We start from the raw sequence: 15,330 nt of genomic DNA, 5'->3' as shown, positions 1-15,330 counted from the left end.
AGCACTGAGGACACATATAAAAAATTAAAAAAGGCCCGCTTGGGACCTTTTTTTATATTGGACATTAAGGCGATTTGTAGAGCAAACGGTTTGGGCTACCAGACGGATTTTTCACTACATTACTGGTTGCTTGATTTAACAAATTAGTCAATATCGTTTGAGGCGTAGCAGTAGGTGTGCTTTGAAGCATTTCAGCAACTACACCGGCAACATGTGGAGTTGCCATTGAGGTACCATTTAATACTTTAGTGGCTGTATTACTTCCAATCCAAGAAGAATTAATTTGACTTCCCGGCGCAAAAACATCCACACAGCTTCCATAATTAGAATAACTTGCTCGAGTATCAGTATTGTCCGTTGCAGCAACTGTAATTGCATTACTTGTTCTTGCAGGAGAAGAAGTACAAGCATCTGTATTCGAGTTACCTGCGGCTACGACCATTACATAACCATTATTATATAAATTTTCTACTGCACTATCTAAAGAAGAGCTTGCTGCCCCGCCTAACGACATGTTTACAACGGCTGGTTTACTTCCATTTTTCAAAATCCAATCTAAACCAGCAATAACATTACTTGAAGCACCAGACCCATCACATCCTAAAATCCGGACTGGAACTAGTCTTACACTCTTGGCAACACCATAAGTCGTCCCCCCTACAGTCCCAGCAACATGTGTGCCGTGTCCATTACAATCGGTCGTTCCATTACCATCAGATATTGCTGTATATCCATTTAATACACGACCTGAAAATTCTTGATGGGTAGACAATATACCAGTATCAACAATATAAGCTGTTGTACCCGAACCGGTCTGCGAATAAGAATATGCTGAATTTAATGGTAAAGCTTTCTGATCGATGCGATCTAGTCCCCAATCAGGATTACTTTGGGTCGTTGCATCAATATTCACAACAGTATCATTTTCTACAGAAAGAACTTGTGGATTCTTTTTCATCGCTTCAATAAAGGCTGTTCCTGCCGTATCAGGTAAATAAATTGCAAAACCTTTAAGAGCACTATCGTAGCTCTGCAAAACCCTGCCACCATGTTGTTTTGCAATATTCTGTGCAAAATCTTTAGCAGATCCAATATCCTTGTTCAAGATGACAATATATTGATTTTTAATAATTCCTTTTGGTTGAGAAGAGTCTATTGCAGAATTTAAAAGATTTGGTGCTGCGTAAGCTAAATGGGTCGCTGCCATTGAAAGAAAAATAGCAGAAACTTTGTGAATATTCATGTATATCTCCATATATTATATTTCAGGTATTTTTATGATAAGTAATAACTTTTTTATTTCAGGTTTAACTTCCAGATGAAAATTATAAAGAGTTTTATCTGTTTTAACCTAAATCATATTTTCATAATTTTTTATTTCACACAATATACTTCAACTTTTTCAACAAAAACTGTGATAGGAATCTAATTAAAACTTATATATTTTATTCTTTAATATTCAGTTATTCTTTAATATTTGGGATCAACAATATAGAAAAGAATAACCATGATGAGCAAAACTATAGTCATGATTGTTAAGTATGTCCCTACAGTATTAAAACTCTTTAAAAACTTCAAAATATCCATAACAACCTGATAGATAAACAATAAATTAAAAAAATTATTTCAAAATTTACTCATTCGAGCAATCATAAGTAATTTACAATTTTTTTAACTATAATTCCTACGTATAGTAAATGTATAAATATTTTATTTACTCAAATTATTATTCATATTTTTAAGCTATAAAATTATTATTTAGGCAAATTTATTAAAAATCTAAAATACATTCTCTCTATTTTTATAAATAGTAAAATTAACTATAAAAAATTAAGTTTAATATTTCTTAAAATTTATGTAATTACCTTTTATTTACCAATTAACTTATTTAAAAACAATTTTATGAGTAAAATACTTTTAATAAAAAATACCCTCATATCTAAGATACGAGGGTATTAAAATAAAAAACTTTACAGACGCAGTATGTGCATGAATAAATATATACTTTTAAAGATATATTTACAATACCTCTTTCATATTTTCATTTAACTCGATGTGATCAACTTCATCAATTGCTGCTTTAGTACACTAAATATTTATGATCAAGAGACGATACAAAATAAAAAAGTCCGTATCTTGGGAAGCTACGGACTATAAAACTCATCTAAGCAACAGCTAAACAGTTTGTCGATTAGAGAGAAAACACTATCCTTTTAATCTAATTGAGTTATTAATTTAGGTCAACTTGAAATCCAACGTAGTGATAAAAAGCTACTTAAATGTGATACGTTTTACATTTCCACTTAAACACAACCTAAAATTAATATATTCAACTAAATTTAATAAAAACATATATCATTTAGCACGCCATCGTTGAATAAACTTCAAATTATTGATTCCAAATATTAAAACTAAGCACCCACCTTTAAAATTCAGATTCTCTAGTTCTCAAACCTACATTTAAAATAGTGCTCTAAAATAGAATAATGATTGATCCCAGAAATAGTCTCGAAGGAGAATAACTCCTGATCTTGACCGCCTTTATGCTCAAAATAATTTTGGCTTTGCCATCTCAACTCACTTAGCTCCAACTCTCCGCACAAAATCATACACGGAATATCAACACTCTCTTTGTGATAAATAGGGCTATATTTCAAAATATCGTCTTGTGATAAGTTTAATGCATGATTTAAATGAGTCTCTCGTATAGGTGCTAAATCATAGATACCACTTAATAAAACTGCTTCAGATAATAAAGGATGGCTTAAACATAATGCCCCGAGATGCGCACCTGCTGAATGGCCCACTAATAAAACTTCATCCGTTTTCCAATTCTGCTGTGCAATAAAATCTAGAGCTTTTTGAGTTTGAGCCACCATTTGTGAAATATGACTTTGAGGTGCCAAGTCATATTCTAAAAGTACACACTGCGCCCCTTTTGCTAAAATATACGGTGCAATAAAGGCAAAGTCCGATTTATCACACCACTGCCAATATCCCCCATGTATAAAAATCACGGTTCTATTGGCATGTTCTAAGGGGAAAAAATCCATCGTTGATCGATTCTGTGAACCATACTTTATATCTTTTATATGATGATAGGTTTGATAACTCAGCAAGCTTCTATGTTGAAAGCTTGCTAATATTTCACCTTCATTTGCTACCGTTGTAGCATTATCATATTGTCTCATATACCGATCACTTCAATGTTTCTTCACTAGAGTTGAGATTTAACTTTACGGTGGAACGTTTTAAGTAGAAGCAAAATATCAGAACAAGCACTAAAGGTACGCCAAACTGCAAAGTAGACTTAAACTCATTGGTAAACCAAGTGGTTACTGTAATACTCAAAATCGCAATAAAACCAAATAGTGAGATGAATCGACTGGCTGGAATTTTAAATTTTAGCTGTATGTTTTGCTGAGCCATATGCTTTCTAAAAAACATATGTGTCACAAAGATACTGCCCCAAGTGAACAATGCACCAAACATCGATAGTGCAATCATGATTGGAAACGCAGAAGCCGGATTAATTGTATAAACAATACTAGCAATACCAATCCCTACCGCGGAAAGCAACAGTGCATTTACTGGTACACCGTTACTACTAATTCGGCCAAAAACTTTTGGTGCATCACCTGCACGTGACAAGCTAAACAACATACGAGTTGAAATATAAAGCATGCTATTCATTGCAGATAAGGCAGCTACAATTACAATAAAGTTTAAAATACTATCGGCATATGGAATACCAACAATCCTCATGACCATAACAAAAGGACTTGTTGCATCTGCTCCAATCAAAACCGTCCATGGCACCAAAGTAACGATTAGAAATAAAGACAATAAATAAAACAAAATGAGTCGGAGTGCTGTGCTTTTAAATGCCTTTTTTACTGCTTTTTCAGGGTCTTTTGCTTCACCAGCTGCGACGGCGATCATTTCTATACTTAAATAACTAAATATTGAAATAATGACACCAATCCATACCCCACTAAAGCCATTGGGGAAAAAGCCTCCATGCCCTGACAAATTAGTCACAACTTGCTTTGCGCCCTCCTTGCTTTGAGTCAAGATACCAATAGCCAAAAGAATAAACACGATAATGGCAAAAACTTTGATTGTGGAAAACCAGTACTCCACCAAACCAAAGGCTTTAACACTATAGGCATTTACAACAAGTAAGGTCAGTGAAAAAAATCCAATCCAGACCCAAGAGCCCACATTGGGGAACCAAAGCTTCATATAGTCAGCTACAGCGGTAATCTCAGTGCCTACAGCCAGCACAATACAAGCCCAATAACAGTAGCGAACTAAAAAGCCAGCAAGTGGACTCATATAATGTTCAGCGTATGCACCAAATGAGCCCGAGGTAGGATGCTGAACTGTCATTTCAGCCAAGCAAGCCATAAGTGCAAATGCAATTAAACCACCAATCGCATAGCTGACGATGACTGCAGGACCAGCAAAGCTAATTGCAAATTTGCTTCCCATAAACAATCCGGTTCCAATTGCTCCACCAATGGCAATCATCCCCATCTGTTTTGCAGATAACTTTTTATGCAGCCCAGCTTCTCTATTTTGTATTTCATCAAAACTACTCATAGGCCCTCCTAGCCATTTGTTTTATTTTAATTCCTTAAAAAAATCAGGTCACTTCACCGCGAACTAAATAGCGCTTATTTTTCCATTCACTATTCAGCATAGTTTCTTTTAAATGCTGTACTGCATTCCAAATATCTTCAAACCCTAGATACAAAGGTGTAACACCAAATCGCAACACCGCTGGTTCCCGATAATCACCAATCACACCACGTGCAATAAGCGCCTGAATAATTTCATAACCGAATTCATGACGATAACTGACGTGACTACCACGATATTTATGATCTAAAGGCGTAATTAACTCAAAACCAAATTCAGAGCATTCTTGCTGTACCAGTTGAATAAATAAGTCAGTTAATTTCAGCGATTTTTCACGGATTTTTTGCATATCAGCATGTAAGAAAATATCGACACCGCATTCAATAAGACTCATAGAAATAACCGGCTGAGTCCCACATAAATAACGACGAATACTATTCGCTGGCTCATAATGCTGTGCCATATCAAACGGTTTTTTGTGACTCCACCAGCCAGATAAAGGTTGCCAGAACTGATCACGGTGCTTTTCATTGACCCAGAGCAATGCTGGCGAACCAGGCCCCCCATTTAAATATTTATAGGTACAACCAATCGCAAAATCACTACCGCTTTGGTTCAGGTCCATTGGAACGGCGCCAACGGAGTGACATAAATCCCAAATCACCAAAGCGTCTTTAGAGTGAATCTGCTCATTAATAGATGACATATCGTAGAAATACCCTGTACGGTAATTCACCTGAGAAAGAACTACCACAGCAACATCTTTCTCTAAAACTCGAGCTAAGTCGTCTACTCCATCAATTAATTCAACGTGATGGCCCTTTTGAATTAAATCAATGAAACCTTCAATAATATAAATATCTGTTGGAAAAGCATCTTTCTCCGCAACGATGACTTTACGTTCAGGATTTTTTTCGGCCTGAATTTTTACCGCTGCTGATAAAACTTTAAATAAGTTCAGTGTAGTTGAATCTGAAATAACAACTTCGCCTTGTTCCGCACCAATCAGTTTAGCGACTTTGTCACCCAGTCTTGTTGGTAATCCCCACCAATCAGCCTTATTCCAGCTATTGATCAGATCTTCCCCCCATTCTTGGGAAATAATATGCTGAGCGACAGCCAAAGATTTCTTTGGTCTAGCACCTAAAGAGTTGCCATCTAAATAAATAACACCTTCTGGCAATGCAAATTCATCTTTAAATTTTTTGAGTTCATCTTCCTGATCCCAATACAAACACTGTTCACGAGTAATCATTTGGTATTGCACCTATTTCAACATTTCCTTTGTATTTGAATTTTATCATGTCAATTCTTTCGATTTATTCGATAATATTTAATCAAAAACGGCTATTTTCGTATAAAATTCCAATTAAAATTAAAAAACATGGATGAAATTCGAAAATGAATGTAGATGCAATCGATCTAAAAATTTTGAAGTATTTACAAGACAATGCACGTTTAAGTAACCAAGAACTTGCTGATCTTGTCAATCTCTCAGCATCTGCTTGTCACAGACGCGTCAAGATTTTAGAAACCAACGGGATCATTGAAAAATATCAAGCGAAAGTTAACTACGAAAAATTAGGTATAAAAATTGAGGCCATGGTTGAAATTAAACTTGCTCAACTCACTGAAAATGATCACCAGTTTTTTTTAAGCCAGATCAAGAATTTTGACGAGGTGATAAACGCCTATATCATTACAGGTGAATGTAACTATGTACTGCATGTGGCCACTAAAGATCTAAATTCTTTTTCTCATTTTGTTATTAATACACTCAATAAAATTAAAGGAGTGATAAGTATTAATTCTAAGATTATCTTGCAGAAAATTATACAAAAGCCACTGTAGACTATATGGTTAAATTAAAAATTATATTTAAAGAGCTTTTACTATGATCGAAACCGAACGTTTAATCTTAAGACAATGGAAAGAAACTGATGCTGCCCCCTTTATCGAAATGGGATTGGATAAAGAGGTTATGCGTTTTTTTCCAAAGCTTTTATCTGCTACTGAAAGTATAAATTTAATTCAAAGAGCATCAGCCCTTATTGATGAAAAAGGTTGGGGATTTTGGGCTGTAGAATTAAAAGAAAGCCATGACTTTATTGGTTTTATTGGCCTACACGACCAACCAGAACAATTTGATTTTTCCCCTTGCATTGAAATTGGCTGGAGGATTGCTACAAAATACTGGAAAAAAGGTTATGCCACAGAAGGAGCAAAAGCAGCATTAGACTATGCCTTCAATGTGCTTAATAAAGATAAAGTGGTTTCTTTTACAGCAACAGTGAATAAGCCATCTCAAGCAGTGATGGAAAGACTAGGAATGCACAAAGTTAAATACTTCAATCATCCCAAGCTTCCAGACGAACATGCCCTAAAAGAACATGTTCTTTATGAAATATATAATCCTAAGTTTAAGTTATGAGTAAATTAAATATTGATATATTTCAAGCATTTCAATGAATTAAAAAATAAGAATTATTCATCAAAGTCATAACCTACAGAAGTGGAATGCTCCCAATATTCATTAATTTTATCTGCAATAGCTTCCTTATCCATAGTAGTTAAAACATAGAAAAGTTTTGCTTCTTTGTTTTTTCTCAAAATTAATAGATTGTAGTAATCATATTCAGGACCATTTAACCCTAATGATGGCTGTTCTTCACAGTGTTTCTCAGCCTTGTAATGCCATTCAAGTTTATAAGTATCAATACCATTGGCGGCATTGATCACTATGCCGTCATTGGCTCCTCCAATAAATCCAATTTTCATCGCCTGCTCTAAATTGTTATTCGGATAATTTTTAATATAACTTTAAACAGGTACGGTTCAATTTATAAAATGTTTGCCAATACGTATCCTATGTAAATCAAAATAACGAGTTTATTACTTCATGGCACGTAAATATTCATAAGCCTCTTTTTCATTGCTCTCTAGATGAACTCTTGCTTCCGTCTCATCATTTAAAGTTTCGTTTATTATTTTGGTACCGTCATAAGAGATTTGATGACCTATTTGAAAATCTGCTCCTGATGCATCAATTACGATAAACTTTCCAGCAGCGTTTGAAGCTATAAAAAAACTGTTGTTACGATAACCATATCTAATTGTATATAAGCCCACTTTTATTCCAACTTTTAATAATAATTAAATAATAATTCCATAGAGTTCATAGAAAAGCAAAAATACTTATCAAAAAATGAACCAAAAAATAAATATAAATCTATATTTCTAAAAGACTTTATTAACCACTTTCCTCCTATTTTACTTCCATGAATATTTTCAAAAATTTGTACAAGCACCACTATTAAGTAGTTTTATCATAAAATATACCTTCAAAAAAGTAAGAGCAGATATATAGAAGCTATCTTATGAAAAACACGATTTTTCTTTTCTCTCAATATTGAGTAGTCCAAACTTTAGGGGCACTATTGTTATCTACTTGTTTATTCATTACAAACCATTAGAATTTTAAAATGATGAAATAACAACAAATCAGTCCGTTTTCCCGACTTTAATGATTATAATCTTAAGCTACTTTTCTTCCATGTATATTTTAGTTGGAGCTCTCAAAACATGAATAAAATAGTGCTTTTTGACATGGACGGAACTTTGTTAGATTTGGCTTTTGACGATTTTATATGGAACGAATGCCTACCTGAAAGACATTCTCAGACACATCAAATCTCTTTAACAGAAAGCCAAGAAATATTAAGCCAGTTTTATCGTAGCAATAAGCATACTCTTGCCTGGTATTCTTCAAAATATTGGACAAAAACTACAGGCGTAGATGTTTTAAAGCTTCAACAAGAATTTCAACATAAAATTAAAACACGATCAGGATGCATGGAGCTACTTCGCGCTCTAAAAGAACAAGGTTATCAATGCTGGTTAGTCACTAATGCAGACTGTGCAAGTTTACAATTAAAACTTGATAACATTCCTATTCAAGATTTTTTTGATGTGATTGTGTCTAGCGAACAAATTGGTCATGCAAAAGAAGACCTTCAATTTTGGCAAGAGTTACAACGTTTATATTATTTTGTACCAGAAACGACTATTTTTTTAGATGACACTCTTCCAGTTTTAAAAACTGCTGAAAAATTTGGTATAAGACACTTGTTTACTATCTTACAGCCCTCAACTCTTAAGAGTAAAAGGCAGTCACAAGATTTAGAGTATAAAGCTCTAGATCAGCTTACAGAGCTACTGTCTATTTTGAATCAAACTGATAGAAAGGATAATGATGTCAAAATTGCGTGAAAACGATGCTGTAGAAACCATGCGTGTTGACAAATGGTTATGGGCAGCACGTTTTTTTAAAACTCGTTCTATTGCTAAAGCAGCAATAGAAGGAGGAAAAGTACATCACAATAATGAGCGTGTAAAAGTTTCTAAAGAAATTCGTGTTGGGATGGAATTGGTTGTTCAGCAAGGTTTCGATAAAAAGACGATTGTTGTTAAAGCACTTTCCAACGCTAGAGGACCCGCTCCAGTTGCACAACAACTTTATGAAGAAACCGAAGTAAGTATTGCAAGACGGGAGTTGATTGCTTCCCAGCGAAAATTGCATAATCTAGCTCGACCTGACCATAGACCAAGCAAGAAAGATCGGCGACAAATCAATCGGTTTAAACAGGATAATGATCAACATTATGAAGACCATTGGTCTTATGATGATGAATAAAAACGTCGAGTTGTGTCGCACTCACATATACAATATATAGAAGCTAGAGAAAAAATCTGTCACTATTAACCCTGTGAAACAAGTTGAGATTCAATGCATCCACTTGGGTTAAACGTGATGAACATAGAGTATTGAGGTTTTTGAGATGGATGAGAATAAAAGCAAAGCATTACAAGCCGCTTTGAGCCAAATTGAGAAGCAATTTGGTAAAAACACGGTTATGCGTCTCGGTGACAACACTGTTCAAGCAGTTGAAGCCGTATCTACAGGTTCTTTAACTTTAGACATCGCATTGGGGATTGGTGGTTTACCGAAAGGCCGTATTATCGAAATTTATGGTCCAGAATCTTCTGGTAAAACTACAATGACATTACAAGCAATTGCTCAATGTCAAAAGTCTGGTGGTACATGTGCCTTTATCGATGCCGAACATGCCCTAGATCCTCAGTATGCACGTAAGCTTGGTGTAGATATTGATAACCTACTTGTTTCACAACCCGACAACGGTGAGCAAGCACTTGAAATCGCTGATATGCTTGTTCGTTCAGGTGCGATTGATTTAATCGTTGTGGACTCGGTAGCTGCTCTTACACCTAAAGCAGAGATCGAAGGTGAGATGGGTGACTCTCACATGGGTCTACAAGCACGTCTTATGAGCCAAGCACTTCGTAAAATTACGGGTAATGCTAAACGTTCAAACTGTATGGTTATTTTCATTAACCAAATCCGTATGAAGATTGGCGTTATGTTTGGTAGCCCAGAGACTACGACTGGTGGTAACGCACTTAAATTCTATGCTTCAGTTCGTTTAGATATTCGTCGTATCGGTCAGGTAAAAGAAGGCGACGAAATTGTTGGTTCAGAAACCAAAGTTAAAGTCGTTAAGAACAAAATGGCTCCTCCATTTAGAGAAGCTATTTTCCAAATTCTATATGGTAAAGGTACTAACCAATTAGGTGAACTTGTAGATTTAGCAGTTCAACAAGATATCGTTCAAAAAGCTGGTGCATGGTATTCATACCAAGGTAATAAAATTGGCCAAGGTAAGAATAACGTAATTCGTTATTTTGAAGAAAATAAGCAAATAGCTGAAGAGATTGAGCGCAATATCCGTGAGCAATTGTTGACTACAGGTACAAATGGCGCAGTGCAAATTGAAGATGATGAAGAAGAACCAGATCTTTTATTAGAGTCTTAATTATACATGAGTCATAAAACGCCCTTCGGGGCGTTTTTTACAAGGAAATTTATATGTTCAAAAGAAACGATGAGCAATCTCAACAGCGCCCTCCTCTTACTGGCCAGCGCTTACGCTCATATGCTTTTGCTTTACTTACTCGCCGAGACTACTCTAAAGCAGAATTGATTGAGAAATTAGCTCGTTATGCACAAAATATAGAAGAAGTGAAACAACTTGTTGAAGAGTTATCTGAACAAAATTACCAAAGTGACCAGCGTGTTGCGGAATTAACATTGGCTAGCCAGATTCGTAAAGGCAAAGGTCCAAAACGCATTCAACAAGCTTTAAAAACAAAACAGATAGAAAATGATTTAATCGCCGATGAAATTCAAGAAATTGATTGGGTAGAACAGGCGTATCAACTTAAAGTTAAAAAGTTTGGAGAAGCCGTAGAGAAAGATCCAAAACTTAAAGCAAAACAGATCAGATTTCTACAATATAGAGGATTTGATTTAGATGTAATTTTAAAAGCGATCCAAAGAAAATTGGATTAAAAGAAAGGTGGCAGCCCCACTAGCAAAACTTCGGCACATCATAGATCTGCTACCGTTGCTACCTTCCGGTCCTGGCGGGGTTCACAGAGTACAATTGCGAAGCCACCAGCGGGGCTACCATTGCAAAACAAAGTATAGAGATTTTTAAAAGAGTTGCAACCCTTCTCTGTCTTTTTCAGCAAGTTTTTGTTTCGATTGATTAATTCATCAGCAAAAACAGCTTAAAACCCTAAAAATGTAATTTTCTGAACTTATGCTCTTTTCGTATTTTGCATAAAATATGCTTGAAGATTGTAAACTATCCTTGCATTTAAACTGTTAACTGCTTTAATTGCATTGATTAATGAAAAACCTTAGATATTTAGAGAATTGTTTTTTATATTCCTGTATCAAGGTGGCTTTTATATAAAATTATGGATTTATACACATGCAAATGAAGAAGCATTCTTTATTATTTATTGCCTTAATGAGTACCACTTCTCTATACGCAAACATTCCTATCGAGTCTCGTGGTTTAAGTCAAAATGATGGTAGTGCATCTAATACTTCTTCAAGCAATATTTCAGTTCCTACAAATTTAAACTGGGAATTGATGCAAAAAAACCAACAATTAGAAAATGATGTCCGTACTTTAAGAGGTCAGTTAGAAGAACAAGCGAATGATATTGAGCAATTAAAGAAAGACCTTGCGAACCGCTATACTGATTTAGATCAACGTCTAGAATTGTTACATCAAAAAGTTGACCCTGACAGTGCTACACAAGAAGATAGCTCAAATACGACTGCTGATAGCACCACTTCTACTAATACATCAGCACCTCAATCTCAGCCTACAGATGGCAACAAAGTAGTTGCAGCTCCACCTACTCCAACCACCTCTGAACAACAACCTAGTGCACCCGTAACAAACGCTCAACCAGTCACCGCGGCCCAAAATCAATCAAATCCACTTGAGCTAGAAAAAGCCGCTTATACAGTAGCTTTAGATGCTTACAAACAAGGTGGAGCAAAAAAAGCAATTGCTCCGATGCAAAACTTTATTAAAAACCATCCTAATAGTATTTATACAGGTAATGCCTATTTCTGGTTAGCAGAGTTTCATTTAGCTACAGACCCAGTGAACTACAATGAAGCGAAGAAAAACTACAATATTGTCGCTAGCCAATATCCAAACTCTAGTAAGGCACCTCGAGCACTGTATCAGCTGTATAGTATTGCGAAAGATGTTGATAAAAATACTGTGTCAGCAAATCAATATAAGAACAAACTACTTACTCAATATCCCAAATCTGAAGAAGTTAAATTCTTTAAGAAATAATTTAAACATATAAAAAAGGCACTGTTTTTAACAGTGCCTTTTTTATATCTTATTAAAAATTAACGCACAATTCCGCGTTCAGATTGTTCAAGCGAGTCAATTAATAATTGAGCTTCCGGAACAGAAGGCAAAATTTCACTTTTAATTTGCTCAACAGCTTGAACAGAGGTCAATCCAGATTTAAATATCAATTTATAAGCTTCTCTTAAGCCCTGAATTGTATTTTTAGACCAACCTTTTCTTCGCATACCTTCAGTATTTATACCAAAAGCATGAGCAGGATTACCAGACGCCATAACATAGGCTGGTACATCTTTAAGAATTAGTGAGGCCCCACCAATCATGCTGTAAGAATCAATCTTACAGAATTGATGAATTCCAGAATTACCACCCACAATAACATGATCCCCAATATGCACATGTCCAGCGACACCAACATTATTGGCAAAAATATTGTGATCACCTACGATACAGTCATGTGCGATATGTGTATTGACCATCAATAGGTTATGACTACCTATCTTAGTCAATGAATTATCTTGCACAGTGCCTCTATGTAAGCTGCAATGTTCACGAATTAAATTGTTGTTACCAATTTCAAGCCAAGTTTCTTCACCTTTATATTTGAGGTCTTGGCAAACTTCACCAACACTTGCAAACTGGAAGATCTCATTATTTTGGCCAATTCTGGTAAAACCACCTACTACCACATGAGAATGTAATTTAGTACCAGCACCAATAGTCACTTGAGGACCAATAACACAATAAGGTCCTATTTGAACATCTGCAGCAATCACTGCAGATGGATCAATAATGGCGGTAGAATGGATTAAATCGTGATTACTCATGCCTGCTCTGTTTTTTGGTGTGAAATCATAATCTCAGCGGTTGCTGCTACAATGCCATCAACGCTAGCTGTACAATTGTATTTGTAAATGCCGCGCTTCTGCATTACCAACTCAGATTTTAATACAAGTTGGTCACCTGCAACTACTTGTTTTTTAAATCTAACTCTTTCTGCACCAGCAAACAGGAACAAAGAACCCGGTTTTGGTGTTTCATTGTTCATAATAAAACCTAGAACGCCTGAAACTTGAGCGAGTGCTTCAACAATTAGAACACCAGGCATAATTGGATATTCTGGGAAATGTCCTTGTAGAAACTCTTCATTGATAGAAACATTTTTATAACCAACAATACTATTGTCAGTAACTTCAGTCACACGATCAACCAATAAGAATGGATAACGATGCGGCAAATATTGACGAATCGTTTGAATCTGCATTGGTAATTCAGGGATGGCAAATTTAGGTGTAGTTGACTCGGTCATAATATTCTATTTACGCAAATTAAAAGTTGATTCAAGAGACTCTATTTGAGCTTGTATATGATCAAGTCGTTTAGTGATTTGGGTCAATGGCACATCTGCTAATTGTCGCAAGCGTACAATTGTCTTTTTCCAATGACTATTTTCAAACAACCCAATTCCTGAAGAATAAGTTCCAGCTTCAGAAATATTTTTTGTGACCATTGACATTCCGGTTAAAGTCACATTATCAGCAATTGTAAGGTGACCTGAGACTCCACATGCCCCAGCTAGAATACAGTTTTTGCCAATTTTTGTGCTTCCTGCAATACCACACGTAGCTGCAATAGCAGTATTTGAACCAATATGAACGTTATGTGCAATTTGCACAAGGTTATCAATAATTACCCCATCTTCCAAAATTGTATTATCAAGAGCACCTCTATCAATACTACAATTTGATCCAATGCGGACATCATTACCAATGATAACTGAACCTAGTTGAGCAATACGATGCCATTTCCCTTGATATGGAGCAAAACCAAAACCTTCACTACCAATTACAGTATTTGAATGAACACGTACACGATCATGTAATTTAGAACTGCCTGTAATAGTGACATGAGAATCAATAAAACAGTCTTTTCCAACTTCTACATAGTCATCAAGTTTAGTATGCGACTGAATGACTGTATTATCACCCACTACGCAATTTTCACCAATAACTACATAGTGTCCTATATATGCGGTTTCGGAAATAACAGCAGATGGATGAATTTGAGCAGTACTTTCTATACCTGTTGAAGTAAGCTTTCTATCAAATACGTGAGTAAGGATTGCAAAAGCAAGATAAGGATTATCAACAATAATGAAATTATCTTTTTCAGGAAGATGTTCTTTTAAAGCAGCGGTAACAATAAAAGCTCCCGCGCGGCTTGCTTTAGCTTGTTCGAGATATTTATCACCATTTACAAAAGTAAGATGGTTAACATCTGCATTTTCTAAACTTGCTAGGTTTGAAAATTGAAGACTACCTTCACCAATTAGCTCACCTTTAACGAGGTGAGCTAATTCATCTAAACGATATTGTTGCACTTTCATTAATTTATTTCATTGAATTAACCTTTTGTATCATTTTATCAGTTAAATCATACTTAGCGTCATAGGCAACAGTTGAATTTTTATTCAAAATAAAGTCAAGATTATTTTCTTTTCGTAACTGCTCAGCAGCTTGTTTAACTCTAGTCTCAAAAGTTGTGTTCATACTTTGCAAGCTAGTTTGAACTCTAGACTGTAAACCCTGCTGTGTTGAATTAAATTCATTTAACTTTGATTGATACTGAGATTGTAATTTTTTAATCTCATCTTCTTTCATTTTTTGGCCTTGAGTTTGAGCTTGACGTTGAAGTCCTTCTAACTCTTTACCCAATTGCTCAAGTTTAGTCGTTGTAGGTTTCACAGACTGGTTTAAGCTTGCATTTTGTTGCTTCAAATAAGTACTACTTTCAACAACTTTAGCGAGATCAATTACACCATAACCAGCTGCATTAGCTGCTACTGAAGCCACCGTCAAGCCTAACCCTAACATTAATGTATTTAATTTTTTCATATAAATTTCTTTCCTTATTTCGTTGT

Annotated in this window: 18 protein-coding genes and 1 other RNA gene; 7 read left to right on the top strand and 12 right to left on the bottom strand. The window is 35.3% G+C overall.

Features of this window, described 5'->3' with window-relative positions:
• Positions 1-64: 64 nt before the first annotated feature.
• From AC1PJ9_RS12980 to kynU, 5 genes are all read right to left on the bottom strand, one after another.
• Positions 65-1,243 carry a S8 family peptidase gene (locus AC1PJ9_RS12980; RefSeq protein WP_311087464.1) on the bottom strand — a complete coding sequence of 393 codons (1,179 nt, stop codon included), beginning with the start codon at positions 1,241-1,243 and terminating at the stop codon, positions 65-67.
• A 227-nt stretch (positions 1,244-1,470) separates the two neighbouring features.
• The gene (locus AC1PJ9_RS12975) at positions 1,471-1,587 is read right to left on the bottom strand and encodes a hypothetical protein (protein WP_263613878.1); all 117 of its coding nucleotides are present in this window, start codon (positions 1,585-1,587) and stop codon (positions 1,471-1,473) included.
• An 854-nt stretch (positions 1,588-2,441) separates the two neighbouring features.
• Positions 2,442-3,191 (bottom strand): alpha/beta hydrolase, encoded by a 750-nt coding sequence (locus tag AC1PJ9_RS12970; RefSeq protein WP_311087463.1) that lies wholly within the window; start codon positions 3,189-3,191, stop codon positions 2,442-2,444.
• 7 nt (positions 3,192-3,198) lie between these two features.
• Complete coding sequence (locus AC1PJ9_RS12965; RefSeq protein WP_311070741.1) at positions 3,199-4,605, bottom strand: amino acid permease; 1,407 nt, start codon at positions 4,603-4,605, stop codon at positions 3,199-3,201.
• Positions 4,606-4,648: 43 nt separating this feature from the next.
• Positions 4,649-5,899 (bottom strand): kynureninase, encoded by a 1,251-nt coding sequence (gene kynU, locus AC1PJ9_RS12960; RefSeq protein WP_311087462.1) that lies wholly within the window; start codon positions 5,897-5,899, stop codon positions 4,649-4,651.
• A 146-nt stretch (positions 5,900-6,045) separates the two neighbouring features.
• Here kynU and gigD point away from each other — a divergent pair, with 146 nt between their 5' ends.
• Both gigD and AC1PJ9_RS12950 read left to right on the top strand, forming a co-directional pair.
• On the top strand, positions 6,046-6,495 hold the full coding sequence (gene gigD, locus AC1PJ9_RS12955; protein ID WP_311087461.1) for an Lrp/AsnC family transcriptional regulator GigD: 450 nt from the start codon (positions 6,046-6,048) through the stop codon (positions 6,493-6,495).
• 43 nt (positions 6,496-6,538) lie between these two features.
• A complete protein-coding gene (locus AC1PJ9_RS12950; protein WP_311087460.1) occupies positions 6,539-7,075 on the top strand; it encodes a GNAT family N-acetyltransferase in 537 nt (178 codons plus the stop codon).
• A 53-nt stretch (positions 7,076-7,128) separates the two neighbouring features.
• On the opposite strand, the gene AC1PJ9_RS12945 is transcribed toward AC1PJ9_RS12950, so the two are convergent.
• Both AC1PJ9_RS12945 and AC1PJ9_RS12940 read right to left on the bottom strand, forming a co-directional pair.
• Entirely contained in the window at positions 7,129-7,422 is a 294-nt protein-coding gene (locus tag AC1PJ9_RS12945; protein WP_004708422.1) for a hypothetical protein, read from the bottom strand.
• Positions 7,423-7,536: 114 nt separating this feature from the next.
• Complete coding sequence (locus tag AC1PJ9_RS12940) at positions 7,537-7,773, bottom strand: hypothetical protein (protein WP_311087459.1); 237 nt, start codon at positions 7,771-7,773, stop codon at positions 7,537-7,539.
• Between the two features lie 453 nt (positions 7,774-8,226).
• On the opposite strand from AC1PJ9_RS12940, the gene AC1PJ9_RS12935 reads away from it, so the two are divergent.
• The 4 genes from AC1PJ9_RS12935 (at position 8,227) to AC1PJ9_RS12920 (ending at position 11,071) form a co-directional block, all read left to right on the top strand.
• Complete coding sequence (locus AC1PJ9_RS12935; protein ID WP_272317745.1) at positions 8,227-8,913, top strand: HAD-IA family hydrolase; 687 nt, start codon at positions 8,227-8,229, stop codon at positions 8,911-8,913.
• On the top strand, positions 8,897-9,337 hold the full coding sequence (locus tag AC1PJ9_RS12930) for an RNA-binding S4 domain-containing protein (RefSeq protein WP_263614985.1): 441 nt from the start codon (positions 8,897-8,899) through the stop codon (positions 9,335-9,337). Before AC1PJ9_RS12935 ends, AC1PJ9_RS12930 begins: the two co-directional genes overlap by 17 nt.
• Positions 9,338-9,482: 145 nt before the next feature.
• Positions 9,483-10,535 carry a recombinase RecA gene (recA, locus tag AC1PJ9_RS12925; RefSeq protein ID WP_263613886.1) on the top strand — a complete coding sequence of 351 codons (1,053 nt, stop codon included), beginning with the start codon at positions 9,483-9,485 and terminating at the stop codon, positions 10,533-10,535.
• Between the two features lie 53 nt (positions 10,536-10,588).
• On the top strand, positions 10,589-11,071 hold the full coding sequence (locus AC1PJ9_RS12920; protein WP_311087458.1) for a regulatory protein RecX: 483 nt from the start codon (positions 10,589-10,591) through the stop codon (positions 11,069-11,071).
• 14 nt (positions 11,072-11,085) lie between these two features.
• Here AC1PJ9_RS12920 and ffs read toward each other — a convergent pair.
• An RNA gene (ffs, locus tag AC1PJ9_RS12915) (signal recognition particle sRNA small type) lies at positions 11,086-11,182 on the bottom strand.
• A 316-nt stretch (positions 11,183-11,498) separates the two neighbouring features.
• On the opposite strand from ffs, the gene AC1PJ9_RS12910 reads away from it, so the two are divergent.
• Complete coding sequence (locus AC1PJ9_RS12910) at positions 11,499-12,389, top strand: YbgF trimerization domain-containing protein (RefSeq protein WP_311087457.1); 891 nt, start codon at positions 11,499-11,501, stop codon at positions 12,387-12,389.
• A gap of 59 nt (positions 12,390-12,448) precedes the next feature.
• Here the strand turns inward: AC1PJ9_RS12910 and lpxA are convergent, their stop codons facing one another.
• Genes lpxA through AC1PJ9_RS12890 form a run of 4 tightly spaced genes read right to left on the bottom strand, consistent with a single transcriptional unit; the run spans position 12,449 to position 15,304 of the window.
• Positions 12,449-13,237 carry an acyl-ACP--UDP-N-acetylglucosamine O-acyltransferase gene (lpxA, locus tag AC1PJ9_RS12905; protein WP_263613889.1) on the bottom strand — a complete coding sequence of 263 codons (789 nt, stop codon included), beginning with the start codon at positions 13,235-13,237 and terminating at the stop codon, positions 12,449-12,451.
• A complete protein-coding gene (gene fabZ / locus AC1PJ9_RS12900; protein WP_000140523.1) occupies positions 13,234-13,719 on the bottom strand; it encodes a 3-hydroxyacyl-ACP dehydratase FabZ in 486 nt (161 codons plus the stop codon). Before fabZ ends, lpxA begins: the two co-directional genes overlap by 4 nt.
• A 6-nt stretch (positions 13,720-13,725) precedes the next feature.
• The gene (gene lpxD / locus AC1PJ9_RS12895) at positions 13,726-14,796 is read right to left on the bottom strand and encodes a UDP-3-O-(3-hydroxymyristoyl)glucosamine N-acyltransferase (protein WP_311070722.1); all 1,071 of its coding nucleotides are present in this window, start codon (positions 14,794-14,796) and stop codon (positions 13,726-13,728) included.
• A 4-nt stretch (positions 14,797-14,800) separates the two neighbouring features.
• Complete coding sequence (locus tag AC1PJ9_RS12890; protein ID WP_263613891.1) at positions 14,801-15,304, bottom strand: OmpH/Skp family outer membrane protein; 504 nt, start codon at positions 15,302-15,304, stop codon at positions 14,801-14,803.
• Positions 15,305-15,330: the final 26 nt, after the last annotated feature.

Source organism: Acinetobacter sp. 70_2 (assembly GCF_056736115.1).
Note: the sequence above shows the minus strand (reverse complement) of the source record. Positions and strands in the feature narration are given on the sequence as shown.